Genomic DNA, 25,909 nt, shown 5'->3' with positions numbered 1-25,909 from the left:
CCTCTCCGGCCCCCGAGGGGCCACAAGTCTCCGCGACCTTGTCTAAAAAACGGACCCTGACATGACCCGCATTCTTCCCGGCATTCTCGCCATGGCCGTCGTCGTCGTGGCCTCCAACATCCTCGTGCAGTTCCTGTTCGGACAGTGGCTGACCTGGGGCGCCTTCACCTATCCGATCGCCTACCTCGTGACCGACGTGATGAACCGCGTCTACGGCGTGGCTGCCGCGCGGCGCGTCGTCTTCATCGGTTTCCTCGTCGGTGTCGCCTGTTCGCTGGTCGGCACGCAGATCATGGGCGAGTTCGGGCCGCTCGTCACCTGGCGCATCGCCCTCGGATCCGGCCTGGCCTTCCTGACGGCGCAGTTGCTGGACGTGGCGATCTTCGACCGGCTGCGCTCGGGCCGGTGGTGGCGCGCGCCCCTGGCCTCGACGCTGGTCGGATCCTCGGTCGATACGGCGATCTTCTTCTTCGTCGCCTTCTCGGCCAGCCTCGCCGTGCTCGAGCCCGGAAACGACGTGGCCTGGGCGAACGAGACGCTGCCGCTGCTGGGCGCAGGTCCCGCCGCACCGCTCTGGGTCTCGCTCGCCGTGGCGGACTGGATGGTCAAGCTGAGCCTCGCGATTCTGGCGCTGCTGCCTTTCCGGGCGATCGTCGGAAAACTTTCACCAGAGGTTGCGTGATTTCTTTTGACACACACGAAATATGTGTCACCCTCCCAGTATCGGAAACAGATGAAAGGAGGTGCTCTAGTGTCTATTGAGGTATTGGAGAGAGGTGTCGGAACAGTTTGGAAAGGTGTGAGCTGAGGCAGCCCTTGGCTTGCAAATGACCAAATTGGTGGCAGCCTAACCGGCCCCACCTCCTGAACTCGAGGGAGCCGTCCGAACCGATCGGACGGCTCTTTTGCTTTTCTCCCCCCGCGCTATATCGGGCCCATGCTGCGCATCACCGATCAGATATCCATCGAGGACTGGGAGATCACCGAACAGTTCACCCGCTCGGGCGGCCCCGGCGGGCAGAACGTGAACAAGGTGAACACCGCCGTCGAGCTGCGCTTCGAGGCCGAGCGCTCGCCCTCTCTGCCGGATGCGGTCAAACGGCGTCTGCGGCGGCTGGCCGGGCGGCGCTGGACCAAGGAGGGCGCGGTGGTGATCCAGGTGTCGGAGGAACGGTCCCAGGCGCGCAACCGCGAGATCGCACGGGAGCGGCTGGCCGAGCTGGTGCGCAAGGCGACGGTGGCGCCGAAGCGACGGATCAAGACCAAGGTCTCGGCCAACCAGAAGCGGAAGCGGGTGGAGGCGAAGAAGGCGCGGTCGGAGGTGAAGGAAGGGCGCGGGTGGGAGAGGTAGCGGTGCCCATGGAACGCCGCGGCCGAGGTGGCGGTTGAGTCTCCGAGCAAGAAGGAGAGATCAGATGCCCGACCCGAAACCCAAGCGCGGAATGCCCCGCTCCCTCATCTACGCGGCGATCCCGGCAGGCTTCATCGTCCTCGTGCTGATCATGGTCCTCGGCGGCGTGGCGGTGAAGGAGGACGTGGTGCCGAGCGTCAGCGATGTGACGGAGGACGGGGAGTGAGGGGGCGCCCACGCCGGGCAGCGCCGGTTTGGGCATTCCCTATACATCTCGCGCATCTTGGCATATATTGCCAATGATCGCCGACGGGAGATTTCCATGGCCACACGCAATGTCGTTTTGACAGATCAGCAAGAATCGCTGGTGACCCGCTTGGTTGCCTCTGGCCGATACCAGAATGCGAGCGAAGCGTTGCGGGCTGGGTTACGGCTGTTGGAGGAAGAGGAGGCCGGGACGGCGGAGCTGCGGGCGCGGCTGGCGGAAGGCCTGCACCAGGCCGAGGTCGGGGTTCTGGCCGAGGGCAGTGGCGCGGAGGCGGTGCGGCGTGCCTTTGCAAAGGCACGGGATCGGGCGTGACCCGACCGTGGCGGCTGACCCGGCAAGCGGAAGAAAGCCTGACGGAGATCGCGCTGTGGACCTATGAGACATTCGGGCCGGCCCAGGCGGAGGCCTATGAGGCGGAGCTACTGGACTGCTGCGAGAGGATCGCGGCGGGAGAGGCGGTGACGCAGGGCTGCGACGTCCTTGTGCCGGGGGCAGAGGGGCTTCGGTTCGCGCGTGCGGGCGGGCATCACGTGGTGTTCGTGGAGCGGGAGGGGGCCGTTGTGGTGGTGGATGTGGTGCACCAGCGGATGGATTTGGCGAGGCGGGTGCGGGAGTTGGGGCATTAGGGTGCGGGGTTGCGCGCACCGATGGCGGGGCGACGGGTGGTGCGTGCGAGCACGCACCTTACGGCTTGCTTGGCTCGCTTCTAGATATACATGTTGAACCAAATACTACTTTTGGCCGCGCGGTGATGATCTGCGCAACAAAATGTAAGAACTTTCCCTGCAGCCACCTACGCACTTGCAGCGTTGATACGTATGTGAGATTCTGGGAAAAACAGCAGGCACAAGGACACGAGAAAATGAACAAGAGATTGAATGAACTAGTGAATTTTGCTCGAACCGTTCGAATGTCAGAACCACAGAAGTTTGAGCAACGAGTCAGCTTCGCCTACGGTACAGCAAACATAGAAAACGAAAACGTGACGCGCGAGATGGTCCAAAAAGCCGCTGATGCGCTACAGGCTGCCGTACCTAGCAAGGGCTGATTGAATGTCGGATCGAAAAAGCGAAGCCGAAATTCCTACGCTAATTTCGGATCCGACGGAACTTGCAGAGAAAGAAGCCGCCAACGCTCTCGAACAATTTGACTGGGCAATAGAAGAGACGGAGCGTTGGCTGGCTGAAGGGAAGCCAACGCTCCGAGTGTCGATGTTGCTCACGTTGCATCGAAAAGCTCTAGACGGAATCGATCGGCATGCAGGAAATTTCCGGCCCGCTGCAGTCACTATCAGAGGTAGTAAACATAATCCTGTTTCGGGAGACGACGTTGCTCGGTACGTCGAAGAAATGCTCGACTACGTTATCGAGAACTGGGATGAGCAAACGGCAATTCATCTTTCATCATACATAATGTGGCGTCTGAACTGGATTCATCCATTTGCAGACGGCAACGGTCTGCACGTCGAGGATGCTATCCTACATGGTGTTGTGCGGTCGTCTTGGACAAATTTTGCCCGGCACGAAGACGATTCCGGAACAAATCTCGGAAAGCAAGCAGCCCTACTATGATGCATTGGAGGCGGCTGACATAGCTTGGAAAAAAGGCCGAATTGATGTTTCGGCTATGGAGAGACTGATGGAGGGTTACCTAGCCAATCAGTTGGTCGGCCTCCAAGAGAAAGCAACTGGAAGATCATTGCTTCCAGAACCTAAGGCACCCGGTATTATTCGTCGCTGTATTACTGCGATCGAACGTCACCCAGTAATTTTCGGCGGTGTTTTCGTCGTGATCGCCGCTATATTGACTAGTGTACTTGCCTAAACCACAACCTCCACCCTCTCCTGCTCCCCAACCCCGAACACCCTTTTATACCGCGCGATCTCCGCTACCGGCCCCATGGCCTTCTCCGGGTTGTCCGACAGCTTGACCGTCGGCCGCCCCTCCGCCGCCACAGCCTTGCAGACCAGCGAAAACGGCGCCAGCGCGTCCCCGGGGACCAACCCGCGGAAGTCGTTCGTCAAGAGCGTCCCCCAGCCGAACGACACGCGGACCCGGCCCGAGAACTGGCGGTGCAGCTCCTCGATCTTCGCCACGTCCAGACCGTCCGAAAAGATGACCAGCTTCTCGCGCGGGTCCTCCCCGCGGGAGATCCACCAGTCGATGGCGGTCTCGGCGCCGGTCGCCGGGTCTCCGCTGTCGATGCGGATGCCGGTCCATCCGGCCAGCCAGTCGGGCGCGCGGTCAAGGAACCCCTTGGTGCCGTAGGTGTCGGGCAGGATGATGCGCAGGTTGCCGGAATGCTCCTCGTGCCAGTCGGCCAGCACGTCGTAGGGGGCGCGGGCCAGCGCCGCGTCGTCCTGCGCCAGCGCCGAATAGACCATGGGCAGTTCGTGCGCGTTGGTGCCGACCGCCTCGAGATCGCGGCGCATGGCGATCAGGCAGTTGGAGGTGCCGGTGAACTTCTCGCCCAGCCCCTCGATCATCGCCTGCACGCACCAGTCCTGCCAGAGGTGGGAATGCCGGCGCCGCGTGCCGAAATCGGCGATGCGCAGCCCGTCGAGATCGCGCAGCGCGGTGATCTTCTCCCATATCTTGGTCATGGCGCGGGCGTAGAGCACCTGAAGCTCGAACCGCCCCATCCGGTCGAGGATCGCGCGGCCGCGCAGTTCCATCAGGATGGCGAGGGCGGGTATTTCCCACAGCATGACCTCGGGCCACTGGCCTTCGAACGTCAGCTCGTACTGATCGCCGACCCGTTCGAGGTGATAGGGCGGGAGCGAGAGGTTCTCGAACCACTCCATGAAGTCGGGGCGGAACATCTGGCGCTTGCCGTAGAAGGTGTTGCCGCGCATCCAGGTGGATTCACCGCGCGTCAGCGACAGCGACCGGACATGGTCGAGCTGTTCGCGCAGCTCGCCCTCGTCGATCAGGTCGGCCAGGGGGACGTGTTTCGAGCGGTTGATCAGGGAAAACGTGACCTGCGTGTCGGGCTTGTTGCGAAAGACCGACTGACACATCAGCAGCTTGTAGAAATCCGTGTCGATAAGCGAGCGGACGATCGGGTCGATCTTCCAGCGGTGGTTCCAGACACGGGTGGCGAGATCGGTCATCGGGGGCTCCTGTCAGCGCCACACGGTTAAAGCAGGCGACAGGATGCAATGTCCAGACGGTCAGGCGATCCCGGCGCCGGCCTGCGTCATCCCCTCGAGCGCCGCCTGCAGCGACCCGTTCAGATCGATGGCGCGGCAGAGGTCGGTGCGGACGGTCACCCCGAAGCCCAGTTTCGCCGCATCGACGGCCGAGAAGTTCACGCAGAAGTCGGTCGCGAGGCCGACCAGCGTCAGGTCCTCGATGCCGCGGGTGCGAAGATAGCCCTCGAGCCCGGTGGGCGTCTCATGGTCGTTCTCGAAGAAGGCGGAATAGCTGTCGATGGCCGGGTCGAAGCCCTTGCGGATGATCAGGTCGGCCCGGTCGGTCGTGAGGTCGGGATGGAACTGTGCCCCGTGCGAGCCCTGGATGCAGTGATCCGGCCAGAGGACCTGCGGGCCGTAGGGCATCTCGGTCATCTCCATCGGCTCCTTCCCCTCGTGCGAGGAGGCGAAGGAGGAATGCCCCGCCGGGTGCCAGTCCTGCGTGAGCACGACCGCGTCGAATTCGGTCATCAGCTGGTTGATGCCGGGGACGATGGTGTCGCCCCCGTTCACGGCGAGCGCGCCGCCGGGGCAGAAATCGTTCTGGACGTCGATGACGAGCAGGGCGCGGGTCATATCAGGGCTCCGGTCTGGTTTGCGGGAACGTAGCAAGGCGAACGCCGGGGTCAATGGCCGATCCGGCGCGCGGCGCGCCAGGGGGGCAGCGGGTTCGGGCCACCGGTTCCCGAGACCGCCTGCCCGCGAGGCCTGGACGCTTGCCCGGGGCCGGCGCGAGGCGTAGAGGACGGCGCATGTTCACCATCGCCGCCCTCTATCACTTCACCCGGTTCGACGACCCCGCGGAACTGCGCGGGCCGCTGCTCGATCTGTGTCTGGCGGAAGGGGTGACCGGGTCGCTCCTGCTCGCGCAGGAGGGGATCAACGGCACGATCGCGGGAACGCGCGCGGGGCTCGATACGGTTCTGGCTCATATCCGCGCCCTGCCCGGCTGTGCCGATCTGGAGTGGAAGGAGAGCACGGCGGAGGCGCAGCCTTTCGGGCGGATGAAGGTCCGCCTGAAGAAGGAGATCGTGACCATGGGCCAGCCGGACGTCGATCCGCGCGCCCGGGTCGGGCATTACGTCGATCCGAAGGACTGGAACGATCTGATCCGGTCGCCGGACGTGGCGGTGATCGACACGCGGAACGACTACGAGGTCGCCATCGGCACGTTCGAGGGGGCGGTCGACCCGCAGACGGAAAGCTTCCGCGACTTCCCCGCCTGGTGGGAGGAGAACAGGGAGAGGTTCCACAACAAGCGGATCGCGATGTTCTGCACCGGCGGTATCCGATGCGAGAAATCGACCAACTACCTGCTCGGCCAGGGGGTCGAAGAGGTCTACCACCTCAGGGGCGGCATCCTGAAATACCTCGAGGAGGTGCCGCCCGAGGACAGCGCCTGGCAGGGCGACTGCTTTGTCTTCGACGGGCGCGTTTCGGTCGGGCACGGCCTGGCCGAGGGGCCGCACGAACTCTGCCATGCCTGCCGTCGCCCGATTCTGCCCGAGGACAGGGCGCGGGCGGCCTACGAGCACGGGGTGTCGTGCCACCACTGCATCGAGGAAACCTCGGAGGCCGACAAGGCCAGGTTCCGCGAACGCCAGCGCCAGATCGGCCTGGCCAAGGCGCGGGGCGAGAAACACCTGGGGCGGCAGGACACCTGATCCGCCCCCGCGCTGCGTCATCCTCGGGTTCGACCCGAGGATCTGCCGCCACTGCGCGCACGCTCCGGGACCGGAAATCCGCGGATCGGAGCCGAGGATGCCGGGGCGCGGACTACGCCGCCAGCGCGCCGGCCCGGCGGGTCCGCGCCAGGATCAGCAGCATGATACCGATGTTCAGAAGGTTCCAGGCAATGCCGTTGACGAAGGCCAGGAAATAGCTGCCCGAAACATCGTAGATCCAGCCCGCCATCCAGCCGCCGAGCGCCATGCCGACGATCGTCGTCATGATCACCAGGCCGACACGGGCGCCCGCCTCGCGGGCCGGCAGGTATTCCCGTACGATCACCGCGTAGCTCGGCACGATCCCCCCCTGCGATAGACCGAAGACCGCCGAGACCAGATAGAGCGACGTCAGGCCGCCGGAGGGCAGGTAGAGCACCAGCGCCATGGTCTGGAGGGTCGAGCCGATCAGAAGGGTGCGCACCCCTCCGATCCGGTCGGCCAGAAGCCCCGACAGGATGCGCGACGCGACGCCGCCCAGCAGCATCAGCGACAGCATCTGCCCGCCGACCGCCGGCCCGTAGCCGAGGTCGACGCAGAAGGCGACGATATGGACCTGCGGCATCGACATCGCGACGCAGCATCCGATACCAGCCAGCCCCAGCATCACGGTCAGGGCCAGCGGCGAGAAGCCCGAGGACCGCGCCCGCGCAAGGCTCATGCGGTCCGACTGCGCCACGGCCAGATCCGGCAGGCGGCGGCGCAGCAGGAACGCGCCGGGAATGACCACGGCCAGAACGGCCACGCCCAGAACCGAATAGGCCGCCCGCCATCCCCCGCCGGCGATCACGCCCGACAGAAGCAGCGGCCAGAGCGCGCCGGAAAGGTAGTTCCCCGAGGCGATCAGCGCCACGGCGATCCCGCGCCGCCGGAGAAACCAGAGCGAGACGTCGGCGATCAGCGGCGCGAAGCAGGCCGCGGCGCCGAAGCCGATGAAGAGATGCAGGACCGTGACGGCCAGGAACCCCGGGAACACGGCCGCGACGAGGAACCCGGCCCCCTGCAGGATGCCGGCACCGATCAGCGCCTGCGTGATGCCGTATCGGTCCACCGCGCGGCCGATCAACCCGTTGCCGAGGGCGAACCCGGCCATCGTCAGGGTGTAGGGCAGCGTGGAATCGGCGCGGTCGAGGCCGAACTCGGCCTGTACCGAAGGCAGGACCAGGATGACGGCCCACATGCCGACGTTGCCGACAATCGATAGGGCGAGCGAAAGCGCGAGCCTCCGCCAGGAATAACCGCTGTCCAGAACGTCCCCGTCACCCATGCGCGGACGCTATGGGCGGCCTGCGATCCCGGCAAGACCAAAAGCGATGCGCAAAAGCGCCGATGCGTCCGCTGGTGGCAACGGCAAGGAGGCGCGGAAGTCAGGAGCCCGCGAGACGGCCGGACAGCACGCTGAGTGCCGCGCCGCCGACTACTCGGGCGGCGAGCCGCCGGTTGCACCGGCGCTGAATTTCGCGACCGGCGGGCGGTCGTTTCTCTGCACCGCGTCGACCAACCACATCAACAGGATGAAGGGCGCGGCACGGCCCTCGGCGGTCCCTCCGGGAGGAGCCGCTCGCCGCGCCATGCGGCGCATCCGTGCGGGGTCGGGACGACCGGCCGCTCAGCCGCCCCGATCCGCGGGCCATACCCGCCGTGAGCGCCGCGGCCATGCGGCCCGGGCCCCTGCCATCACCGGATGAACTGCTGAACGTAGTCCTCGCCCAGGCCGACCTCGGCGTAGTGCGCGCGGCACATGTCGATCTTGGTGAAGACGTCCTCGTACCCGACCGGCTCGCCCCAGGGGTCGACGTAGGACATGACGCCGTTCACCTGGAAGAGCGTGATCATCTCCTCGACGTCCTCGGGGACCACCAGCGTATGCGTCTCGCCCGGCGGCTCCATGACATAGCCGCCCTCTTCGGCGACCCAGTCGTGTTCGAGATAATACCACTTTCCCCGGATCACATAGCCATGCACGGTGTTCGGGTGCCGGTGGCGCGACAGAACGCCGGATTTGCGGACCTTGAGAAGGTTGACCCAATATCCCTGCGACCGGTTCAGGCAGAGCGGGCGGAACCAGACGTTGGGGGCCTGAGGCACCCAGATGCGATCGTCCTGCGGCACGGCCTGCGGGACCACGATCTCGTCCAGGGCGTCCGCGGGGAACGGCTTCTGATAGGGCATCAGAGCCTCGTCGCGGGTCTCGTCTGTCTTGCTCATCATGTTCTCCTTCATACTGCCGAATAGCCGCCGTCGACCGGCACGACCGATCCGGTGACGAAGCTGCAGCGCGGATCCAGCAGCATGGCGACCACGTTGCCGACCTCGCGCGGACGGCCCCATCGGCCCTGGGGGGTGCGCCCGAGGATGCCGCTTTCACGGGTGGCGTCGCTGCGCAGCCCCTCGGTCATCCGTGTCTCGATCCAGCCCGGCGCGACGGCGTTCACGCGTATGCCCTCCTCGGCCCATTTCGCGGCGAGCGATTTCGTCAGCTGCGCCACCCCGCCCTTCGAGGCCGAATAACCCGGCACGAGGGGACCGCCGAAGAAGGACAGCATCGAGGCGGTGTTGACGATCGTGCCCCCTGCCGCGCGCAGCTTGTCGCGGGCGGCAAGACAGACCCGCATGGTGCCCAGGAGATTCACCGCGATGACCTGTTCGAAGACCGCCATCTCGTATTCCTCGCCGCGCCGCAGGATGCCGGCGCAGTTCACCAGCCCGTCCAGCCGGGGCAGATCGCCCAGCAGGTCGGTCACGGATGCGTCGTCGGTGACGTCCAGCGCCGCGTTGCGCAACCCCTCGGCCTCTTCGGCGTCGGCGGCCTCGGCTTCGGTGAGACCGGTGGCCGTCACCTGCCATCCTTCGTCCAGCAGCGCCTCGACCACCCCGCGTCCGATGCCGCTGGTGCCGCCGGTCACGAGCGCATGTTTCATGGTGCCGTCCTTTCGTTCAGGAAGGCCTCGACGGCCTCGCGCTTCGGCATCGGCGCGACGGCCCCGTAGCCCCGGGTGGAGAGGGCGGCCGCCGCATTGGCATAGCGGGCCGCCGCGAAGGGATCCCGGCCCGCCCGCAGCTCGGCAAGGAAGGCGCCGTCGAAGGTGTCGCCGGCCGCCGTCGCGTCCACGGCCTCGACGGGAAACGCCGCGACGCGGTCGCGCCGCTCACCGGTGGCCACCAGCGTGCCCTCCGCCCCGAGCGTCAGGGCGACCACGCCCGCTCCGAGGCCGAGGTAGAAATCCGCGATGGCGTCGGGATCCGAAAGACCGGTCAGCACCTCGGCATCCTCGAGCCCCGGCAGGGCGATATCCGCCATTTCCATCGCCGCGTGGATCACCGCGCGGGCGCGCGCCAACGGCCAGAGCTTGAGGCGCAGGTTCGTATCGAAGGACACCTGCACGCCCGCCTCTCTCGCGGCCTCCATCGCGGCGAAGACCGCGTCGCAGGAACTGTCCGAGATCGCCTGCGTGATGCCCGAGACGTGCAGCACCCCGGCCTGCGCGATCACCTGCGGGTCGATGTCAGCAGGCCGGATCCGGCTGGCGGCCGAATCCTTGCGCAGATAGCTGAAGCTGTGCCCGTCCGGCCCGTGGGTGATGAAATAGACGCCGGTATGCGCCTCCGCATTGCGCCGGACCGCGCCCGTCTCGATGCCCTCGTCCTTCCACAGCCGCATGAAACTGTCGCCGGCGGCGTCCGCGCCGAGATGCGTCAGCACGCCGACCCGCGCGCCCGAGCGGCGCGCGGCGACCGCGCAGTTCGAGGTATCGCCCCCGTGGCCCGCCAGGAAGCGGCCGTCGGGCTGTTCGTTGAACTCCAGCATGGGTTCGCCGAAACAGAGAATATCCATGTCCGCCTCCTCGCGCGTGTCGGGGCCTCAGATGCGGCCGTATTTCGCCAGCCCCTCCTGGAGCGAGCCGGCCTCGGTGATGAGCCGCGCCTGCTCGGCCTCGCGTTCGTCGATCTCGCGCGCCATCTTCAGGACCTCTTCGGCGTGGTCGCGCGGGATCACGACGATGCCGTCCACGTCGCCCACCATGATGTCGCCGGGGTTCACCTCGATCCCGTCCAGCTTGACCGGCACGTTGGCGGCCACGGTCTTGTAGCGGCCCACGGTCGTTCCGGGGGACGCCGAACGGGCATAGACCGGAAAGTCATAGTCGCGTCTGATCTCGGTGATGTCGCGCACCGCCCCGTCCAGCACGGCCGCCTCGAGCTTGTTGGCGACGGCGCCGGCGGTCATCAGGCCGCCCCAGACCGCGACATCGGCTTCGCCATCGATCGAGATGACGATCACCGAGCCGGCCTCGGAACTGTCGATCAGCTCGATCGCGTGGGTCGGCGGATGCGATTCCTCCGTCGCCTCTTCCAGCACGGTGACAGCCGGGCCGACGATCTTCTTGTCGTTGATGCGCGGCTTGATCGCATGAGCCAGGTAGCCGCGGCGCCCGGCGATCTGGTCCATCGCGTCGGCGCAGGACGCGATGGCGGTTTCGCGGAAACCGGCGATGAGTTGGTCGAGGGTCATTGTCTGTCCTTTCTGGGATCGGAATTTTCACAGGTCATCGCGTGGGCCACCGGTTCACCCAGTTCTCGGGCGGCTGCCCGGCCAGAACGCGGGCCACCTCCTGCGCGGCGAGCGTCTGCAAGCGCTCGACGGAGGCTTCGGAGTACCAGGCGCCGTGATCGGTGAGCACGGTGTTCGGGGCCTCGAACAGCGGGTTTGCCGCCGGGGCCGGTGGTTCGTCTTCGAAGACGTCGATGCCGGCGCCGAAAATCCGCCCCTCTGCGAGGGCGGCGGCCAGGGCCGGCTCGTCAACCAGCCCGCCGCGGGCGACGTTGACGAGGATTGTGGTGGGTTTCATCAGCGCGATACGTCGCGCGTCGATGATATGGTGCGTCCCGGCCACGAGAGGCGCGTGCAGGCTGATCACGTCCGCCTCGCGGCAGATCGTGTCGGGATCGGCGGGGGTCACGCCTTCGCGGCGCAGCTCCGCGTCGGGGACGCCAGGATCATGGGCCAGCACGCGGACAAACCCCAGGGCCCGGAATTTCGCGGCGGCGGCCCGGGCGATGCGGCCGTAGCCCACGAGCCCCAGGACCGCCGCGCGGCGGCCGGGGATCATGGCGGCCTGCCCCACGCCCCAGCCCCCCGAGCGCACCTCGGCGTCGCGCGCGGGGATGCGGCGGTTGACGGCGAGGTAGAGCGCCACGGCGTGGTCGCTGACCTCGTGCTCGGCGCCGTAGTCGGGGACGTTGGCCACGTAGATGCCGGCCTCGCGCGCCGCGGCCAGGTCGATGTTGTCGACCCCAACGCCATAGCGCACCACCCCCCGGAGGCCGGGTGCCGCCGCGATTTCCCCGGCCCCGAAAGGCCGTTCGCGCAGCAGCACCGCGACCGGATCAAGACGCGCGAGCGCCGGAGCCGCCGCCTCGGACTCGGGCACGGCGACCACCTCGACCCCGTGCTCCGCCAACAGCGCCCTTTCGGTCGCGTAGTCGGCGTAGCCCGGTTCGAGAACGGCAACGACCTTTGTCATGGCAGCAACCCCGGCTCTTCTCAGTACTGGTCGCGATAGGCCTGAACGGCATCGTCCAGCCGGTCGGGCCAGTCCTCGCCGATCTCGCCGACGATATAGTCGCGCACGGCGGGCTGCGCCGCCTCGCGGAACTTGGCCTTGTTCTCGGGCGAGACCGGGGTGACCTCGAGACCCTTCTCGGACAGGATCGTGGCCGCGTTGGCATCCTGTGCCGCGGTCATGCCGCGGTGGATGGTGACCGCGATGTCGACGCACTGGTCGACGGCCGTCTGCTGATCGCCGCTGAGGCCCTGGTAGAAGTCCTCGTTCATCATGTAGGCGTGCCACGAGAAGACGTGCCCATCGAGAGACACGTATTTCTGGTGCTGGTAGAGCGAGGCGTTGAGGATGTTGGTCACCCCGTTCTCCTGACCGTCCACGACGCCCTGTTGCAGCGCGCCGGGAAGCTCGGGCCAGGGGACCGGGGTCGCCGAGGCGCCGAGGCTCTCGACAAGGTTCACCCACACGGGCGCGGTCATCACGCGCATCTTCATCCCCTCCATGTCCGAGGGCTGCGAGACAGGCCGGACCGAATTGGTGAAGTTGCGCACGCCGTTGTCGGCCACGCCGAAAACGCGAATGCCGGTCTGATCGCGCATGTCCTCGAAGAGCGCATCGCCGAACTCTCCGTCCATGACCGACCACGCCATGGCCTGGTCGTCGAAGATGTAGGGCATCGCCAGAACCGAGAACGGCTTGTAGGTGCCCGAGATCGGACCGTCATGCACGACGCCCATCTGGATCGTCCCCAGTTCCAGCCCTTCCATGACCGTGGGGCCGTCTCCCAGCTGGCTGGCCGGGAAGATCTGGACGTCGATCGCGTCCGAGGTCTTGCCCTCGACGCAGCTCTCGAAGGCGAGCGCCGCGGCATGTTTGGGCGAACTCATGTCGGCCGACTGGAAATGGGCGTATTTCAGCACCTTGTCCTGCGCCTGAACGGCGCCGGCAAGGGCGGTCGCGGCCGCGGTGGTGGCCAGTAGGGTTTTGTACAGCATTGGTTTTCCTCCCTGAATCAGTTGCTGTATCCGAAGAACTCCGGAATGGCGGTGCTTACCGAGGGCACGAAGATGACCACGAGCAGCACCGCCAGCTCCGCCGCCAGAAGCGGCAGAACGGCACGGGACAGCGCCTCGAGGCGCAGGCGTCCCACGGTCGAAATGACGAAAAGAACGGGTCCGATCGGCGGTGTGATCATGCCGATGGCGAGGTTCAGCACGAGCATCATCGCGAACTGGCGCGGGTCGATACCGAACTGGTGGGCGATGGGGGCGAGGATCGGCGTCAGGATGATCAGCGCCGGCAGCGTGTCGAGGAACAGTCCGCAGAGCAGCGAGAAGACGGCGAGCAGGATCAGCACCAGCGTCGGGTTGTCGGTCAGCCCGCCGAGGATCGCGGCCAGTTCCTGCGGGACCTGCAGGTAGGCCAGCAGCCAGGCGAAGATCGAGGCCATCGCGACGATCAGCAGGACCGAGGATGTCGTCAGCGCCGCATTCACGAAGACCGCGTACAAGCGCCTCCAGCCGGCCTTGCGGCTCACCACCCCGAGCAGCAGCGCATAGGCTGTCGCGACGGCGCCCGCTTCGGTCGGGGTGAAGACCCCGCCGAGGATTCCGCCCAGGATCAGCAGGGGCATCAGCAGCGCCGGGATCGCCACGACGGCCGAGCGGCCGAGTTCGCCGGTGGTCGCGCGATGCTCGCGCCCGCGGTAGTCGTGCCTGACCGAGACGAAGTGGTTCACCGCCGCAAGCGCCAGCCCCATCAGTATGCCCGGCAGGATGCCGGCGAGGAACAGACCCGCGACGGTCACGTTGCTGTCCGAGATCGCGTAGACCACCATCAGGATCGAAGGCGGGATGATCGGACCGATCGTCGCCGTCGCCGCCGAGAGCGCGCCGGCATAGTTCTTTTCATAGCCCGCCTCGCGCATCATCTTCATCACGATGGCCGAGGGCCCCGCCGCATCCGCCAGGGCCGAGCCGCTGATCCCCGCGAAGAACATCGAGACCAGCACGTTCACGTGCCCCACCCCGCCGCGGATGTGGCCGACAAGGTCGTTGGCCAGCCGCAGGAGCGACTGCGTCAGCCCGAAGGCGGTCATCAGTTCCGAGGCGAGGATGAAGAACGGGACCGCCATCAGTGGAAAGGAATTGATCCCGCCGAATATCTGCTGCGTCGCCAGCATCGGCGTGAGCGAGCCGTCGATCAGGATCGCCCCGAGGCCTGCCACGCCCATCGTCAGCGCGACGGGCACGCCGAGGATCAGGCAGCCGAAGAACAGCAGGAAGAGCGCCGTGGTCATTCCGCACCCTCCTCGGCCAGGCTGACGGGGTCCTGAAAGTCGCCGCGCACGAAGCTGCGCAGGAACAGCAGCAGGTGAAGGATGAACAGCCCCGCGCCCACGGGAATGGCCAGATATGCCACGCCGCGCGGGATCTGCGTGGCCATGGTTTCCTTGTTCCAGCCGAACTGGGCAAAGGCCGCGCCGTACCAGACCAGCGCGCCCATGAAGGCCAGCATCAGGACCGCGATACCCGCACGCAGGCCCTTGCGCGCCGTGCCCGGAAGCACGTCCTGAAGCGCGGTGATCGCGACCAGCCGCCCCTCGCGCAGCGCGATGCCCGCGCCGAAGAAAGCGCCCGCGATCATCAGGAAACGCGCCACCTCGTCGCCCCAGGCGAAGGAGCTGCCGAAACCGTAGCGCAGCACCACGTTGACGATGACGACGGCGAAGGTCGCCGCCAGAAGCAGCGCGACCAGCACCTTGTTCAAGGCCGTGAGATAACGGTCGAACGCGTCCATGTCCCCTCCCTGCGACCGCAGCCCTTGCCGCGGCCTCGCCGCCGATCAAGCCACACTGGCATACAGTATGTCAAACTGTATCTGGCATACTGAGTGCCATGGAATTTCCGCAATGGCCGTGCTATTCACGGGGCAGAGAGCCGGAAAGACAGTCGCATGAACCGCATCGAGCGCCCCAAGTCCCTGACCGAACTAGTTTTCGAAGGTCTGAAGGCCGAAATCGTCACCGGGCAGCTGGAGATGGGCGAGATGCTGTCGGAGACCCGGATCGCGACCCGGCTGGAGGTCAGCCGCACCCCCGTCCGCGAGGCTTTCGCGCGCCTTGAACTCGAGGGGCTGGTCGAATCCCGTCCGCAGCGCGGCACCTTTGTGCTGACGATGGGCAATCGCGAGTTGCAGGATATCTGCGACACCCGCGTCTGTCTTGAGACCGGCGCGCTCCGCACCGCGTTCGAGCGCGCCCGCGCCGATCTGATCGCGGCCCTGCGCCGGATCCTGGTCGAGATGTCCCGCGCCCGCCGGGAGGATGCGACGGCGGAATACCTGCGCCTCGACGCCGAGTACCACGAGGCCATCCTGACCGCGTCCCGCAATCCTTTCATGCTCGACGCCTACATGACGATCGCCGCGAAGATGAGCGTCCTGCGAAACAAGCTGGGCGACCACCCCGACCACATGCGCAAGAGCTTTGACGAACACCGTCGCCTGATCGAACTGCTAGAGGCCGGAGACCTGCCCGCCGCGACCAAGATGCTGGTCAGCCACATCGGTCGCAAGGAAGGCAGCTACTGGAACATCCCCGCATCCAAGTAAACCGCCCCGGACGGACGCGCCGCCGATACGCCCGATCCTGAAGTCAGGCGCCGGCCTTCACCGCCGCAACGGCCAGAGAACCGGCTTTGCCGCCGGGATCAATGAACGCGCTTCACGAGGCCGCCCGGTCGATTGCCAGTGCATCTTCGCGGGTAGACGTCGCGCAGCCGGGTCGCATCCCCACCCGACCGCGCGGTCCGCGAACGCCCCGACGGACCGCGCGCGACCGAGGGACCGCCTCCGGTCCTTCAAGGCAAATCGTCCGGACCCGAACGCACGGTCAGATCGCGCGGACGGGACACCGTCGCCCGCGGGCGGGGGCGGTGCTGCGCGGTGGCTTCCGGGCCGCCGGTCAAACCTCGTTTCGGGGTCTCCCGGTGCGGTCGCGCGCGGCCCGGCGCCGGTACCGATCTTCCGGCCGGAGGAACCGAACGCCCGGCTTGAGCGTCTGTCCCTATGTGAGCAGAGCGAGGAGACCTTCATGCACGCAATCATCTATTTGGTCGGCCTACTGGTCATCATCGTCGCGCTACTGAACTTCATCGCGTGACCACTTCGACAGAGGGATTCTTCATGACACATCAAGACGACACTGGCACAGGGCGCGACAGCGCCGACACCGCGCAGGATACCGCCGAGCGGCTGGCGCAGGACGGCAAGGACGCCGTGAAAAGCGCCAAGGACCGGGTGAGCGAAGAAGTCTCGTCGCAGGCCGAAGCCGGCAAATCCGGAGTGGCGGACGAGATTTCCGACATGGGCCAGGCTCTGCGGACGGCCGCACAGGAGTTGCGGAACGGCTCGCCCCAGGAACGGACGCTCGGCTACATGGCCGATACGCTCGCCGATCTTTCCGGCACCGTCCGGAACAAGGACCTTGGTGAATTGGTGGACGACGTCTCGGGCTACGCCCGCAACAACCCCATGGGCTTTCTCGCCGGTGCTGCGCTGCTGGGATTCGCCGGGACGCGGCTTGCCAAGGCGTCGCGCCGTGATCGCGAACGCTCGGTCGACCTGCGGAGCTACTGGGATACCGACGACCACGACGAAGAGGTCGGCCGGCACATCACGCAGCGGGACGCTCCGGCAACGCCTCCGACCCCGGCACCCTCCACGACAAGCCCGGCCGGCGCCGCGAGCCATCCGGCCCCGGGCGTCCGCACAACCAAAGGAGAGACGTGATGAGCGGAACTGAACACACCCGTACCGAGAGCACCGGCTCTCTCCTGAGCGAGGCGATGACCCATGTCTCCTCGCTCGTCCGGGGCGAAGTGGATCTGGCGCGGTCGGAAATCGACCAGAACCTGCGCCGTGCAGCCACCGCCGTCGGACTTCTGATCGCGGCGGTCGTGATCGCTCTGACCGCGCTCAACGTCCTGTCCGCCGCCGTCGTGTCGGGCCTGACCGAAGCCGGCATACCCGCGGGCTGGTCCGCGCTCATCGTCGGTGTCGTGCTGGGGGTCATCGCGGCCATCCTGGTGAACAAGGGCACGAACGATCTCAAGCTGTCGAGCCTCGCCCCGAGCCGCACCGCAGAAAATCTCAAGCGCGACGCGCGCACCTTCACAGGAGACAGCAACGATGTCTGATACCAGATCTCCCGACGAAATCGAGCGCGACATCGAACGCGAGCGCTCGGACCTGAAGGACACGATGGACGAGCTGCAGGACCGTATCTCGCCCGACCGCATCATGCGCGAGGTGAGCCGGGGCCTGTTCGAACATGGCGGCGACATCGGCACGGCCATCAGCGCCTCGGTCAAGCGCAACCCGGTCGCTCTCGCCCTGACGGGTGTGGGCCTGGCATGGCTGATGAGCGGAAAGTCCTGGGACGAAACACCGGGTGCCGACAAGCTGCGCAGGTCCGTGGCGGACGTGGATGCGCCGAAGCGGCCCGTCACCCACGACCGGTCCCCCAACACCTATCCGCCTTACGCTGCGGGAACCGCCGGGCAGGATGCCACGCATCATCCCTATGCCCCCGCCGGCGCGCGCTCGGACACCGCGTCCGACCACTGGATCTATGCGGATGATGACGATTGGGACGACTATCCCCATCACGACGAGTCGAGCGGCCCGTCGATGAAGGACCGCATGTCCCAGGCGGCGCATTCGACCGCGGCCGGCGTCTCGGCCGCCGGCGATCGTGCAAAGGGCACCGCCGGCAATCTGCGCGATCGTGCCGCCTCGGGTGCGGGTTCGGTCCGCGACAGCGCCAGGGATGCGCAGGCCGCGACAGCCGAACGCGCCCGTCGCATCCGCGACCGCCTGGCGCGTGGCACCGAGGATCTGGGCGACGAGGCGCGCGAACGCATCATCGCCGCCCGTTGGGCTGCGGTGAAGGCTCGCCGTTCTGCCGCGCGCCGCGCCCGCCAGGGCGGCGACATGGCCTCAGACTTCTTCCAGGAGAACCCGCTGCTCGCAGGCGGGCTGGCCCTGGCGGCCGGCGCGTTGCTGGCCGGAGCGCTGCCCCGCACCAAGCAGGAGGACGACTATTTCGGCTCCCGCTCGGATGAGGCCTACGACCGGGCAGAGCGGATTTTCGAATCGGAACGTCGCAAGTTGACGAAAGTCGCCGGGCGGGCGGCCGAGGCCGGTCAGGAGGCGCTTCAGGACGCGCGCGGCAAAGCCGACGCCGCCGCCCCGGGCGACAAGTCGGCCGTCGAACACGTGGCGGACGAGGTCAAGGAGGGCGTGAAGTCGGTCCAGGACGAAACCCGCGACGAAGCCAAGGCCCAGAAGCTCGGGAAACCCGAGAAATGATGGACTCGCCCGATACCGGGCAGATGGCGCGCACACCGCGCGCCATCCCCGCCGCGGGATGGAAGGATATCCTGCTGCGCGTCTGGGCCGAGATGGGTCGGGACCACATCGGCCTGATCGGTGCCGGCGTCGCCTTCTACGGTCTGCTGGCGCTCTTTCCCGCGATCACGGCGCTGATGGCCCTCGCCGGACTGACCTTCGACGCCTCTCAGGTGACGGCTCAGATCGAGTCGATTTCCCAATTCGTGCCGGAGGCCGCGGCGGACATCATCATCGACCAGGCCGTCGCCGTGACCGGCAGCCAGGACGGCGGTCTCGGGCTTGCGGCGATCCTCGGCTTCGCCCTCGCCATATGGGCCGCGTCAAAGGGTGTCGGCAGCCTGATGGAAGGCATCAACATCGCCTATGACGAAACCGAAACGCGCGGCTTTGTCCGTCTGACGCTGACCCGGCTGGGCCTGACGCTGTTCCTGGTCTTCGGGATGGTGGCCGGGCTGGGCGCGACCATCGTCCTGCCGTCGATCCTGAGCCTGATCAACCTCGGCGCGACGACCGAATTGCTGATCGGCCTCGCCCGGTGGATCGCACTTCTGGCAATGACGGTCGCGGGGATCACGGTGCTCTACCGTGTGGCGCCCGACCGCAAGGACGCCACCTGGTCGTGGCTGGTGCCAGGGGCGGTGCTGGCCACCCTGCTGTGGATCGGCGCATCAGCCGCCTTCGCCATCTACGTGCAGAATTTCGGCAGTTACCAGGAAACGTTCGGAACGCTGGCCGGCGTGGTCATCCTGCTGATGTGGCTGTGGATTTCGGCGTATGTCATCCTGTTGGGTGCAGAGCTCAATGCAGAAGCGGAAGCCCAGACCCGCGTCGATTCGACGGTTGGCGCGTCGATGCCGCTGGGACATCGCGGCGCCGTAAAGGCCGACACCTTCGAAGGATAAACAGGTTTGCATTGCGGAGACAGATCCTTCCCTGCCGCGCCCTGCCGATTGACAGGCAGGAATACGGTCGATTGTATCGGGCGGCTCTAGCCCCGCCGTAACCCAGTCCCCATGCCGATCCAATTGCCCCCGCGCGAAACTCTGACCGAGCCGCTCTACCTCAGCCTCGCCTCCGCGATCGAGAAGGCGATCCTGACCGGACGCATCGCGCGGGGCGAGCGGTTGCCGACGCATCGGGCCGTGGCGGCGCAGCTGGGCCTCAGCATCCACACGGTCAGCAAGGCCTTCGACCGGCTGCGCCAGCAGAACCTGATTGGCGCGCAGGTCGGGCGCGGAACTTTCGTCGTCGATCCGGAGGCCGGGAGCGATCCGCCCTACGCGGTGCGCCCGCCGGAAGACGGCCTGCTGGACCTCGCCATCTCGCGCCCGCTGTTCGACCCGCGCCACGACCGGTTGATGCGGCAGGCCCTGCGCGACCGTGCGGCCCTGGCGGATTCCTCCGTCTTCCTTTCCAGCCGCCCGAACCTCGGCCAGACCGCGCACCGGCAGGCCGGGTCGACATGGCTGGAATGGTGCGGCGTGCCCGCCACGCCAGATCGGGTGGCGGTGACGAACGGCGCTGCCCATGGCCTCGCCCTGGCGCTTTCGGCGGCGACCCGGCCGGGCGATGTGGTGCTGGCGGACCGGATCACGCATCATACGATCGTATCGCTCTGCGCATATTTCGGGCTGCGCCTCATCCCGGTCGACGGGGATTCGGACGGCATGCTGCCCCGGAGCCTTGCCGCCGCTTGCGCGCAGGAGGGGGCGCGGGCGGTGGTGACCCTGCCGACGCTGTCCGGGCCGGTGCCGCGCATCATGCCCGAGGACCGTCGGCGCGCGCTTGCCGAGGTGCTTCGGAGGCACGATCTGACTGTGATCGAGAACGATGCGCATGCACCGCTCGCCCTCGATCCGCCCCTGCCGTTCGCGGCCCTGATGCCGGACCGGGTGATCCACCTGTCGACTTTTACAAAGGCGGTCATGCCGGGGCTGCGCACCGGCTATCTCGTCGCGCCGCTCAAACTGCGACCGGCGATCCTCGCCCGGATGATCGCTCTGAGCTGGAGCGCGACGCCGCTGCTGGCCGACATCGCCGCCGCCTGGGTGGAGGACGGAACCGCGTCCGCGCTGGCCAATTGGCAGCGCGGGGCCCTTGCCGGGCGGCACGCGGTCCTGGCCGAAGCTTTCGCCGGCTGCGACTGGGTCGGCCACCCCTCGGCCCTGCATGCCTGGCTGACGCTGCCGGGCGGCTGGCGCTGCGCGGATTTCGTGGCCGAGGCGCGGCTGCTCGACATCGATGTCGCGCCGGGTCCGAATTTCCTCGCCAACCCGTCGGACCGGGTGGACGCCGTCCGGATTTCCACCGGCGGCGTTCCGGATGACCCCGCCTTCCGCTCTGCTGCCAACCTGCTGGCGGAACTGGCGAAAATGCCGCGCTGAAGAATAGGGATCCAGCCCGCCAAATTGTCCTGCGACAATATTCGATTTGACATGCTGGACAATGCGCCCCAGCTTTAGAAAAACTTTGTTCAAAATCAGGGAGATCGCCATGACGCGCAGATTTACACGCATCCTGACGGCCGTTGCGGCCACCAGCACGCTCACCCTCGCTGCCAGCGGCGCAAACGCCGAGACCTGGCGCTACGCCTTCGAGGAAGCCATCGACGAGGTGCAGGGCGTCTTCGCCCAGAAGTTCAAGGAAGAGGTCGAGGCCAATTCCGATCACACCGTCCAGCTCTTTCCCTATGGAACGCTAGGCGAATCCGCCGACACCATGGAACAGGCGCAGGCCGGCATCCTGCAGTTCGTGGACCAGAGCCCGGGCTTCACCGGGTCGCTGATTCCCGAGGCGCAGGTCTTTTTCGTGCCCTACCTGCTGCCGCAGGACACCGAGACGCTCGGGGAATTCTTCCGCACCTCAAAGGCCATCAACGAGATGTTCCCCGAGCTCTACGCCGAGCAGGGGCTGGAACTGCTCACCATGTTCCCCGAGGGCGAGGTCTGCATGACCACGCAGGAGCCTGTCTCGTCCCCCGAGGACCTGAACGAGGTGAAGTTCCGGGTGATGACGAACCCGCTGCTGGTGGAAAGCTACAAGTCCTTCGGCGCCACGCCGACGCCGCTGCCGTGGGGCGAGGTCTACGGTGCGCTGCAGACCGGCATCATCCAGGGCCAGGAAAACCCGATGTTCTTCATCGAGTCGACCAAGATGTACGAAGTGACCGAGGTCATCACCTGCGCGGGCCACAACAACTTCACCACCGCGGTGATGGCCAACAAGGACTTCTATGACGGTCTGTCCGAGGACGACCAGCAGGTGATCCAGAATGCGACCGAAGTCGCCTTCGACCACATCATCGACTATCAGAAGGGCCTCCACGACGAGAGCATCGAGAAGATCACGGCGGCCAAGCCCGACATGCAGGTCAACGTGCTCAGCGAAGAAGAGCGCCAGCCCTTCGTGGACGCGGGCGAACAGGTCGAGGCAACCTTCCTCGAGATGACCGGCGACGGCGGCCAGCGTATCCTCGATCAGCTGAAGGCCGATCTCGACGCGGTCACCGACTGACCAGGGTCCGGGGCGGTCCCGTCAGGCACGGGGCCGCCCGCTCTTGCTTTTCAAATCAGCACGGGGACGGGGCATTGACCGACAAGGACGCTGGCGGCGGACACGACTCGCAGCTGCAATCCCAGACCGACACCACCGGTCTCGACGATGCCCCGACGGGGCCTTACACATCCAACCTTCCCGGCTTTCTCGGGACCATCGACATTGTCATCAGCCGGATCGAATCCCTCGTTCTGGCGGTCGGGGTCCTGCTCATGGCGGCGAACACGGTGGCCAACGTCATCGGGCGCTTCGTCTTTCAGAGCTCCATCTTCTTCTCGGAAGAGCTCAACCGCATTCTGATCATCATGATCACCTTCGCAGGCATCAGCTATGCCGCGCGCTACGGACGCCACATCCGCATGTCTGCGATTTACGACGCGCTGTCGTCGCGCACCCGCAAGGTACTGATGGTGGTGATCTGTTTCGTCACCTGCGCCTTCATGTTCGTGCTGGCGTACTACGCCTTCACCTACATCCTCACACAGGCCGGACGGGGCCGCGTGCTGCCGTCGCTGCAGATCCCCGTCTGGATCACGCTGGTGTGGGTCCCGCTCGGCTTTTTCATGACCGGCCTGCAGTACCTCCTGACCGGAGTGCAGAACCTGCTGGCCAAGGACATCTACCTCTCGACCGCCGTGCTCGAAGGGTATGACGACGACGAGATGGAGGTCTGACACAATGGCCCTGCCGCTGTTTTCCGTGATGATCCTGCTGCTGCTCGCCGGCTTTCCGATGATGATCCCGCTGATCGCGGCCTCGGTCATCGGCTTCGTGACGCTGTTCGGCGGCGTGTCGCAGCTCGAGACGATGATCCAGCAGATCATGGCGGGGATACGCCCCGCCTCTCTCATCGCCGTGCCGATGTTCATCTTCGCCGCCGACATCATGACGCGCGGCCAGTCGGCGAACCGGCTGATCGACCTCGTGATGAGCTTCGTGGGTCACATGAAAGGCGGGCTCGCCGTCTCGACCGCGGCCGCCTGTACCATGTTCGGCGCGGTCTCGGGCTCGACCCAGGCAACGGTGGTGGCCGTGGGCTCTCCGCTGCGGCCACGGATGCTCAAGGCCGGCTACAAGGACAGCTTCGTGCTGGCGCTGATCGTGAACTCCTCGGACATCGCGTTCCTGATCCCGCCGTCCATCGGCATGATCATCTACGGCGTCGTCTCGAACACCTCGATCGCCGAGCTCTTCATCGCCGGCATCGGGCCGGGGCTTCTGATCCTGGTGCTCTTCTCGATCTATTCCTGGATCTACGCAGTACGGAACAAGGTCCCGACCGAGCCGAAGGCGAGCTGGCGCGAGCGTGTCTCGGCGGTGCAGAAGGCGCTCTGGCCGCTCGGCTTTCCCGTCATCATCATCGGCGGCATCTACGGCGGCATCTTCAGCCCGACCGAGGCGGCCGCCGCCTGCGTGCTCTACGCACTGCTCCTCGAGGTCGTGATCTTCCGCTCGCTCAGCCTCAAGGGCGTCTACGACACCGCGAAATCCACAGGGCTGATCACGGCGGTGGTCTTCATCCTGGTGGGTGTGGGCGCTGCGTTCTCATGGGTGATCTCCTTCGCGCAGATCCCGCAGCAGATCCTCGGCTCCATCGGCATCGACGAGATGGGCCAGATCGGCGTGCTCTTCGTCATCTCCATCGCCTTCTTCGTCGGCTGCATGTTCGTGGACCCGATCGTGGTGATCCTGATCCTCGTGCCGATCTTCGCGCCGGTGGTGGATTCGGTCGGCCTCGACCCCGTTCTGGTCGGGACGATCATCACCCTTCAGGTCGCCATCGGGTCCGCCACGCCACCTTTCGGATGCGACATCTTCACCGCGATCGCGGTCTTCAAGCGGCCCTACGTCGAGGTGGTGCGCGGCACGCCGCCCTTCATCGTGATCCTGCTGGCGGTGGCCTGCGCCCTGATATTCTTCCCGCAGATCGCGCTGTTCCTGCGCGACCTCGCGTTCCGGTAAGACAAGGGAGGCCGGTATGTTCACCTCGATCCTCGTGCCGTTCGACGGCTCGCCAAGCGCGACCTCGGCCCTGCGCTATGCGCTGGACCTGTCCAAGCTGGGAGAGGGCGCAAAGGTCACGCTGCTGACGGTGTATCGCCACCATTCGATGCTCGAGGCGTCGCTGTCGATGGTCCGCCCGAACGACCCGGGCAACATGGACGATGCGATGCGCGGCCATGCGCGCGAGGTGGTGGAGTTCGGAAAGAACATCGCGCTGGAGGCCGGCTTTGACCGGGTACAGGCCTTCGTGAAATCGGGGCCGGCCGCGCGCACCATCATCAAGTTCTCGGAAGACCGGGGAATGGACCTGATCGTGATGGGCAGCCGGGGCATGGGCTCGATGGAAGGCTACCTGCTGGGCAGCGTGTCGCACAAGGTGACGGGGCTGGCGCGAATCCCGGTTCTGCTGGTCTGATCCACCTGCGCCGCTGTTTCATCGGGTAAGGCCGACCCCAACACCCATCCTGCCGGCGACGGTGGAGACCCGAATCACACGGGGTAGGAAAACGCCCGGATAATCCCCCAGAACCGCATGTTGAGCGATGCGATCCGGGCGATGTTGTCCTCGATCTCGGCGATGGCTTCGGCGTCAATGGCACGGGTCTTGCCGACGCGGATATCCTGCTTTCTGTCCGCGATGCGCATCATGATGGTGCGCACTTCGCCTTTTTCCTCGTCGAAGGAATAGATGCTGTGCGCGTAGTGATTGCGCAGCGCCGCCAGCTTCGAGAATTCGTGCGTCAGGTCGAGCACGCGCTTTCGCTCGGCATCGGGGGTCCGGTCCAGCTTGGCCAGACGCTCCACCAGGTCGACCCGCGCCCTTGTCGTGTTGAGGGTCAGGAAGATCACCGTCGCGGTTTCCTTGTCCGTCCGCGACAGCCCCGCGATCAGGTGGATCAGCAGGCTCTCGGTATTCGTCCAGACGTAGGTAAGGCGCCCGATCAGAACCAGGAGGTCATCGAACGGCTCGGTCGTCGCGCCCGGCGTCACACGTCGATCCAACCCGGCGCAGGAAGCCGCTCGCGGTTCTGCAGGAACCAGGTCGTCGCGCCGGTCCGGTTTCGCACGTTCAGCTTGGCGAGGACGTGGTGGATATGGAGCTTCACCGTGTGTTCCGACAATCCGAGGTCGTTGGCGATGGACTTGTTCTGCTTGCCCGCCGACACGAGTTCCAGAACCTGAAGTTCGCGGCCGGTCAGTCCTGCGGCGTCGTCCAGGCGCGGGCGGACGCCCCCCAGGGCATCGGGGGGCAGCCGGGTCTGCCCGCCCTCGTTCTCGGGTTGGAGCGAATCCAGCAGTTCGCTCGGCACGAACCGCTCTCCGCAAAGCTGCATCCGCAACGCGGCCAGCCACACGTCCATCTGCGCCCCGAGCGGCACGAACCCGATTTGCCCCGGCCCCGCCTCCCGCGGGCGCGCCAGCAGGCGCCGCGCGATTTCCGGATGGTAATAGGCCAGCGCGATCATCCCGCCACCGCAGGCGAGCGAAACGGCGTCCAGCTCGAAATCCGGCTCGTCCACCATGCGCTCCTCCAGGACGCAGACCTGCGGAACTCCATCCACGGAGGTCAACTCCTTCAGGGCGCGCACGCCAGGGACCCGGAGCGCTCGCACGCCACCCAGTTCGCCGTGCACGAACCGCAGAATGCTGTCTGAGAAAAAAATCGGGCTTCCGACGAAGATCACCGACCCGGCAACCGCGTCTTCACCCGACGCAGGCCACGATGATCCACGTGCTGCAAGACTATCCATAATGCCACCCCCCGGAAAGCAACTGATTGACTTAAATACGAAATCGGGACGATCCCGATATCGTCACATCAATAGATCCACAAG

Annotated in this window: 31 protein-coding genes; 18 read left to right on the top strand and 13 right to left on the bottom strand. The window is 66.1% G+C overall.

The features are described 5' to 3' along the window. The first annotated feature begins 61 nt into the window (after window positions 1–61). The 7 genes from OB2597_RS17895 (at window position 62) to OB2597_RS21555 (ending at window position 3,190) form a co-directional block, all read left to right on the top strand. Window positions 62–682 carry a queuosine precursor transporter gene (locus OB2597_RS17895; protein WP_009807024.1) on the top strand — a complete coding sequence of 207 codons (621 nt, stop codon included), beginning with the start codon at window positions 62–64 and terminating at the stop codon, window positions 680–682. A 255-nt stretch (window positions 683–937) separates the two neighbouring features. Further along, the gene (arfB, locus tag OB2597_RS17890) at window positions 938–1,351 is read left to right on the top strand and encodes an alternative ribosome rescue aminoacyl-tRNA hydrolase ArfB (protein ID WP_009807023.1); all 414 of its coding nucleotides are present in this window, start codon (window positions 938–940) and stop codon (window positions 1,349–1,351) included. A 64-nt stretch (window positions 1,352–1,415) separates the two neighbouring features. Then, window positions 1,416–1,577 (top strand): hypothetical protein, encoded by a 162-nt coding sequence (locus OB2597_RS22110; RefSeq protein ID WP_009807022.1) that lies wholly within the window; start codon window positions 1,416–1,418, stop codon window positions 1,575–1,577. 96 nt (window positions 1,578–1,673) lie between these two features. Further along, a complete protein-coding gene (locus tag OB2597_RS17885) occupies window positions 1,674–1,931 on the top strand; it encodes a type II toxin-antitoxin system ParD family antitoxin (RefSeq protein ID WP_009807021.1) in 258 nt (85 codons plus the stop codon). Beyond that, on the top strand, window positions 1,928–2,245 hold the full coding sequence (locus OB2597_RS17880; protein ID WP_009807020.1) for a type II toxin-antitoxin system RelE/ParE family toxin: 318 nt from the start codon (window positions 1,928–1,930) through the stop codon (window positions 2,243–2,245). The genes OB2597_RS17885 and OB2597_RS17880 overlap by 4 nt, the downstream gene beginning before the upstream one ends. Before the next feature lie 236 nt (window positions 2,246–2,481). Continuing rightward, window positions 2,482–2,667: a hypothetical protein gene (locus OB2597_RS21560; RefSeq protein WP_084658882.1), complete on the top strand. Its 186-nt coding sequence runs from the start codon at window positions 2,482–2,484 to the stop codon at window positions 2,665–2,667. Between the two features lie 4 nt (window positions 2,668–2,671). After that, window positions 2,672–3,190 (top strand): Fic family protein, encoded by a 519-nt coding sequence (locus OB2597_RS21555; RefSeq protein ID WP_202944585.1) that lies wholly within the window; start codon window positions 2,672–2,674, stop codon window positions 3,188–3,190. Between the two features lie 249 nt (window positions 3,191–3,439). Here the strand turns inward: OB2597_RS21555 and pncB are convergent, their stop codons facing one another. After that, the gene (gene pncB, locus OB2597_RS17875) at window positions 3,440–4,732 is read right to left on the bottom strand and encodes a nicotinate phosphoribosyltransferase (protein WP_009807019.1); all 1,293 of its coding nucleotides are present in this window, start codon (window positions 4,730–4,732) and stop codon (window positions 3,440–3,442) included. Between the two features lie 60 nt (window positions 4,733–4,792). Then, a complete protein-coding gene (pncA, locus tag OB2597_RS17870) occupies window positions 4,793–5,389 on the bottom strand; it encodes a bifunctional nicotinamidase/pyrazinamidase (protein ID WP_009807018.1) in 597 nt (198 codons plus the stop codon). A gap of 176 nt (window positions 5,390–5,565) precedes the next feature. Between pncA and trhO the strand changes: the two genes are divergently transcribed. Further along, complete coding sequence (trhO, locus tag OB2597_RS17865) at window positions 5,566–6,477, top strand: oxygen-dependent tRNA uridine(34) hydroxylase TrhO (protein ID WP_009807017.1); 912 nt, start codon at window positions 5,566–5,568, stop codon at window positions 6,475–6,477. Between the two features lie 112 nt (window positions 6,478–6,589). On the opposite strand, the gene OB2597_RS17860 is transcribed toward trhO, so the two are convergent. The 9 genes from OB2597_RS17860 to OB2597_RS17820 all read right to left on the bottom strand — a co-directional run bounded on the left by OB2597_RS17860 (window position 6,590) and on the right by OB2597_RS17820 (window position 14,900). After that, window positions 6,590–7,804 (bottom strand): MFS transporter, encoded by a 1,215-nt coding sequence (locus tag OB2597_RS17860; protein WP_009807016.1) that lies wholly within the window; start codon window positions 7,802–7,804, stop codon window positions 6,590–6,592. Between the two features lie 410 nt (window positions 7,805–8,214). Further along, on the bottom strand, window positions 8,215–8,745 hold the full coding sequence (locus tag OB2597_RS17855; protein ID WP_238529732.1) for a 2,4'-dihydroxyacetophenone dioxygenase family protein: 531 nt from the start codon (window positions 8,743–8,745) through the stop codon (window positions 8,215–8,217). Window positions 8,746–8,756: 11 nt separating this feature from the next. Beyond that, the gene (locus tag OB2597_RS17850; protein WP_009807013.1) at window positions 8,757–9,458 is read right to left on the bottom strand and encodes an SDR family NAD(P)-dependent oxidoreductase; all 702 of its coding nucleotides are present in this window, start codon (window positions 9,456–9,458) and stop codon (window positions 8,757–8,759) included. Continuing rightward, a complete protein-coding gene (locus tag OB2597_RS17845; protein ID WP_009807012.1) occupies window positions 9,455–10,372 on the bottom strand; it encodes a sugar kinase in 918 nt (305 codons plus the stop codon). The genes OB2597_RS17850 and OB2597_RS17845 overlap by 4 nt, the downstream gene beginning before the upstream one ends. A 27-nt stretch (window positions 10,373–10,399) precedes the next feature. Next, on the bottom strand, window positions 10,400–11,050 hold the full coding sequence (locus tag OB2597_RS17840; RefSeq protein WP_009807011.1) for an RraA family protein: 651 nt from the start codon (window positions 11,048–11,050) through the stop codon (window positions 10,400–10,402). A gap of 34 nt (window positions 11,051–11,084) precedes the next feature. Continuing rightward, window positions 11,085–12,062 (bottom strand): C-terminal binding protein, encoded by a 978-nt coding sequence (locus OB2597_RS17835; RefSeq protein ID WP_009807010.1) that lies wholly within the window; start codon window positions 12,060–12,062, stop codon window positions 11,085–11,087. 20 nt (window positions 12,063–12,082) lie between these two features. Further along, complete coding sequence (locus tag OB2597_RS17830) at window positions 12,083–13,096, bottom strand: DctP family TRAP transporter solute-binding subunit (RefSeq protein WP_009807009.1); 1,014 nt, start codon at window positions 13,094–13,096, stop codon at window positions 12,083–12,085. Between the two features lie 17 nt (window positions 13,097–13,113). Then, the gene (locus OB2597_RS17825; RefSeq protein WP_009807008.1) at window positions 13,114–14,400 is read right to left on the bottom strand and encodes a TRAP transporter large permease; all 1,287 of its coding nucleotides are present in this window, start codon (window positions 14,398–14,400) and stop codon (window positions 13,114–13,116) included. Beyond that, entirely contained in the window at window positions 14,397–14,900 is a 504-nt protein-coding gene (locus OB2597_RS17820) for a TRAP transporter small permease (protein WP_009807007.1), read from the bottom strand. Before OB2597_RS17820 ends, OB2597_RS17825 begins: the two co-directional genes overlap by 4 nt. A gap of 156 nt (window positions 14,901–15,056) precedes the next feature. Between OB2597_RS17820 and OB2597_RS17815 the strand changes: the two genes are divergently transcribed. The 10 genes from OB2597_RS17815 (at window position 15,057) to OB2597_RS17770 (ending at window position 24,489) form a co-directional block, all read left to right on the top strand. Next, window positions 15,057–15,713, top strand: a complete 657-nt coding sequence (locus tag OB2597_RS17815; RefSeq protein ID WP_009807006.1) for a GntR family transcriptional regulator — start codon at window positions 15,057–15,059, stop codon at window positions 15,711–15,713. A gap of 573 nt (window positions 15,714–16,286) precedes the next feature. Continuing rightward, window positions 16,287–16,892 (top strand): hypothetical protein, encoded by a 606-nt coding sequence (locus OB2597_RS17810; RefSeq protein ID WP_009807004.1) that lies wholly within the window; start codon window positions 16,287–16,289, stop codon window positions 16,890–16,892. Then, window positions 16,892–17,299, top strand: coding sequence for a phage holin family protein (locus OB2597_RS17805; RefSeq protein WP_009807003.1), 408 nt, complete (start codon window positions 16,892–16,894; stop codon window positions 17,297–17,299). The genes OB2597_RS17810 and OB2597_RS17805 overlap by 1 nt, the downstream gene beginning before the upstream one ends. Further along, a complete protein-coding gene (locus OB2597_RS17800; protein WP_009807002.1) occupies window positions 17,292–18,473 on the top strand; it encodes a DUF3618 domain-containing protein in 1,182 nt (393 codons plus the stop codon). The genes OB2597_RS17805 and OB2597_RS17800 overlap by 8 nt, the downstream gene beginning before the upstream one ends. Beyond that, window positions 18,470–19,417, top strand: coding sequence for a YihY/virulence factor BrkB family protein (locus OB2597_RS17795; protein WP_009807001.1), 948 nt, complete (start codon window positions 18,470–18,472; stop codon window positions 19,415–19,417). The genes OB2597_RS17800 and OB2597_RS17795 overlap by 4 nt, the downstream gene beginning before the upstream one ends. Before the next feature lie 111 nt (window positions 19,418–19,528). Continuing rightward, the gene (gene ehuR, locus OB2597_RS17790; RefSeq protein WP_009807000.1) at window positions 19,529–20,899 is read left to right on the top strand and encodes a MocR-like ectoine utilization transcription factor EhuR; all 1,371 of its coding nucleotides are present in this window, start codon (window positions 19,529–19,531) and stop codon (window positions 20,897–20,899) included. A 109-nt stretch (window positions 20,900–21,008) separates the two neighbouring features. Further along, window positions 21,009–22,028: a TRAP transporter substrate-binding protein gene (locus tag OB2597_RS17785; protein WP_040609428.1), complete on the top strand. Its 1,020-nt coding sequence runs from the start codon at window positions 21,009–21,011 to the stop codon at window positions 22,026–22,028. 74 nt (window positions 22,029–22,102) lie between these two features. After that, window positions 22,103–22,744, top strand: coding sequence for a TRAP transporter small permease (locus OB2597_RS17780; RefSeq protein WP_009806998.1), 642 nt, complete (start codon window positions 22,103–22,105; stop codon window positions 22,742–22,744). A gap of 4 nt (window positions 22,745–22,748) precedes the next feature. Next, window positions 22,749–24,032 carry a TRAP transporter large permease gene (locus tag OB2597_RS17775; protein ID WP_009806997.1) on the top strand — a complete coding sequence of 428 codons (1,284 nt, stop codon included), beginning with the start codon at window positions 22,749–22,751 and terminating at the stop codon, window positions 24,030–24,032. 16 nt (window positions 24,033–24,048) lie between these two features. Beyond that, window positions 24,049–24,489, top strand: coding sequence for a universal stress protein (locus tag OB2597_RS17770; RefSeq protein WP_009806996.1), 441 nt, complete (start codon window positions 24,049–24,051; stop codon window positions 24,487–24,489). A gap of 74 nt (window positions 24,490–24,563) precedes the next feature. On the opposite strand, the gene OB2597_RS17765 is transcribed toward OB2597_RS17770, so the two are convergent. Then, on the bottom strand, window positions 24,564–25,064 hold the full coding sequence (locus OB2597_RS17765; protein ID WP_009806995.1) for a hypothetical protein: 501 nt from the start codon (window positions 25,062–25,064) through the stop codon (window positions 24,564–24,566). After that, the gene (locus tag OB2597_RS21075; protein ID WP_238529731.1) at window positions 25,061–25,636 is read right to left on the bottom strand and encodes a helix-turn-helix transcriptional regulator; all 576 of its coding nucleotides are present in this window, start codon (window positions 25,634–25,636) and stop codon (window positions 25,061–25,063) included. The genes OB2597_RS17765 and OB2597_RS21075 overlap by 4 nt, the downstream gene beginning before the upstream one ends. Window positions 25,637–25,909: the final 273 nt, after the last annotated feature.

The sequence above is a fragment of the Pseudooceanicola batsensis HTCC2597 genome, from assembly GCF_000152725.1.
GTDB classification, from domain to species: Bacteria; Pseudomonadota; Alphaproteobacteria; order Rhodobacterales; family Rhodobacteraceae; genus Pseudooceanicola; species Pseudooceanicola batsensis.
This window is presented reverse-complemented; position numbering and strand designations above follow the sequence as displayed.

What these genes read in the sequence shown, in the direction of transcription:
- OB2597_RS17840 (WP_009807011.1), bottom strand. Translation starts at nt 11,050, where the DNA reads ATGACCCTCGACCAACTCATCGCCGGTTTCCGCGAAACCGCCATCGCG.
- OB2597_RS17845 (WP_009807012.1), bottom strand. Translation starts at nt 10,372, where the DNA reads ATGGATATTCTCTGTTTCGGCGAACCCATGCTGGAGTTCAACGAACAG.
- pncA (WP_009807018.1), bottom strand. Translation starts at nt 5,389, where the DNA reads ATGACCCGCGCCCTGCTCGTCATCGACGTCCAGAACGATTTCTGCCCC.
- OB2597_RS17810 (WP_009807004.1), top strand. Translation starts at nt 16,287, where the DNA reads ATGACACATCAAGACGACACTGGCACAGGGCGCGACAGCGCCGACACC.
- OB2597_RS17860 (WP_009807016.1), bottom strand. Translation starts at nt 7,804, where the DNA reads ATGGGTGACGGGGACGTTCTGGACAGCGGTTATTCCTGGCGGAGGCTC.
- OB2597_RS17820 (WP_009807007.1), bottom strand. Translation starts at nt 14,900, where the DNA reads ATGGACGCGTTCGACCGTTATCTCACGGCCTTGAACAAGGTGCTGGTC.
- OB2597_RS17895 (WP_009807024.1), top strand. Translation starts at nt 62, where the DNA reads ATGACCCGCATTCTTCCCGGCATTCTCGCCATGGCCGTCGTCGTCGTG.
- OB2597_RS17805 (WP_009807003.1), top strand. Translation starts at nt 16,892, where the DNA reads ATGAGCGGAACTGAACACACCCGTACCGAGAGCACCGGCTCTCTCCTG.
- OB2597_RS17825 (WP_009807008.1), bottom strand. Translation starts at nt 14,400, where the DNA reads ATGACCACGGCGCTCTTCCTGCTGTTCTTCGGCTGCCTGATCCTCGGC.
- arfB (WP_009807023.1), top strand. Translation starts at nt 938, where the DNA reads ATGCTGCGCATCACCGATCAGATATCCATCGAGGACTGGGAGATCACC.
- OB2597_RS17800 (WP_009807002.1), top strand. Translation starts at nt 17,292, where the DNA reads ATGTCTGATACCAGATCTCCCGACGAAATCGAGCGCGACATCGAACGC.
- OB2597_RS21555 (WP_202944585.1), top strand. Translation starts at nt 2,672, where the DNA reads ATGTCGGATCGAAAAAGCGAAGCCGAAATTCCTACGCTAATTTCGGAT.
- OB2597_RS17785 (WP_040609428.1), top strand. Translation starts at nt 21,009, where the DNA reads ATGACGCGCAGATTTACACGCATCCTGACGGCCGTTGCGGCCACCAGC.
- OB2597_RS17795 (WP_009807001.1), top strand. Translation starts at nt 18,470, where the DNA reads ATGATGGACTCGCCCGATACCGGGCAGATGGCGCGCACACCGCGCGCC.
- OB2597_RS21560 (WP_084658882.1), top strand. Translation starts at nt 2,482, where the DNA reads ATGAACAAGAGATTGAATGAACTAGTGAATTTTGCTCGAACCGTTCGA.
- OB2597_RS17850 (WP_009807013.1), bottom strand. Translation starts at nt 9,458, where the DNA reads ATGAAACATGCGCTCGTGACCGGCGGCACCAGCGGCATCGGACGCGGG.
- pncB (WP_009807019.1), bottom strand. Translation starts at nt 4,732, where the DNA reads ATGACCGATCTCGCCACCCGTGTCTGGAACCACCGCTGGAAGATCGAC.
- ehuR (WP_009807000.1), top strand. Translation starts at nt 19,529, where the DNA reads ATGCCGATCCAATTGCCCCCGCGCGAAACTCTGACCGAGCCGCTCTAC.
- OB2597_RS17855 (WP_238529732.1), bottom strand. Translation starts at nt 8,745, where the DNA reads ATGAGCAAGACAGACGAGACCCGCGACGAGGCTCTGATGCCCTATCAG.
- OB2597_RS17835 (WP_009807010.1), bottom strand. Translation starts at nt 12,062, where the DNA reads ATGACAAAGGTCGTTGCCGTTCTCGAACCGGGCTACGCCGACTACGCG.
- OB2597_RS17830 (WP_009807009.1), bottom strand. Translation starts at nt 13,096, where the DNA reads ATGCTGTACAAAACCCTACTGGCCACCACCGCGGCCGCGACCGCCCTT.
- OB2597_RS17770 (WP_009806996.1), top strand. Translation starts at nt 24,049, where the DNA reads ATGTTCACCTCGATCCTCGTGCCGTTCGACGGCTCGCCAAGCGCGACC.
- OB2597_RS17775 (WP_009806997.1), top strand. Translation starts at nt 22,749, where the DNA reads ATGGCCCTGCCGCTGTTTTCCGTGATGATCCTGCTGCTGCTCGCCGGC.
- OB2597_RS17885 (WP_009807021.1), top strand. Translation starts at nt 1,674, where the DNA reads ATGGCCACACGCAATGTCGTTTTGACAGATCAGCAAGAATCGCTGGTG.
- trhO (WP_009807017.1), top strand. Translation starts at nt 5,566, where the DNA reads ATGTTCACCATCGCCGCCCTCTATCACTTCACCCGGTTCGACGACCCC.
- OB2597_RS17815 (WP_009807006.1), top strand. Translation starts at nt 15,057, where the DNA reads ATGAACCGCATCGAGCGCCCCAAGTCCCTGACCGAACTAGTTTTCGAA.
- OB2597_RS22110 (WP_009807022.1), top strand. Translation starts at nt 1,416, where the DNA reads ATGCCCGACCCGAAACCCAAGCGCGGAATGCCCCGCTCCCTCATCTAC.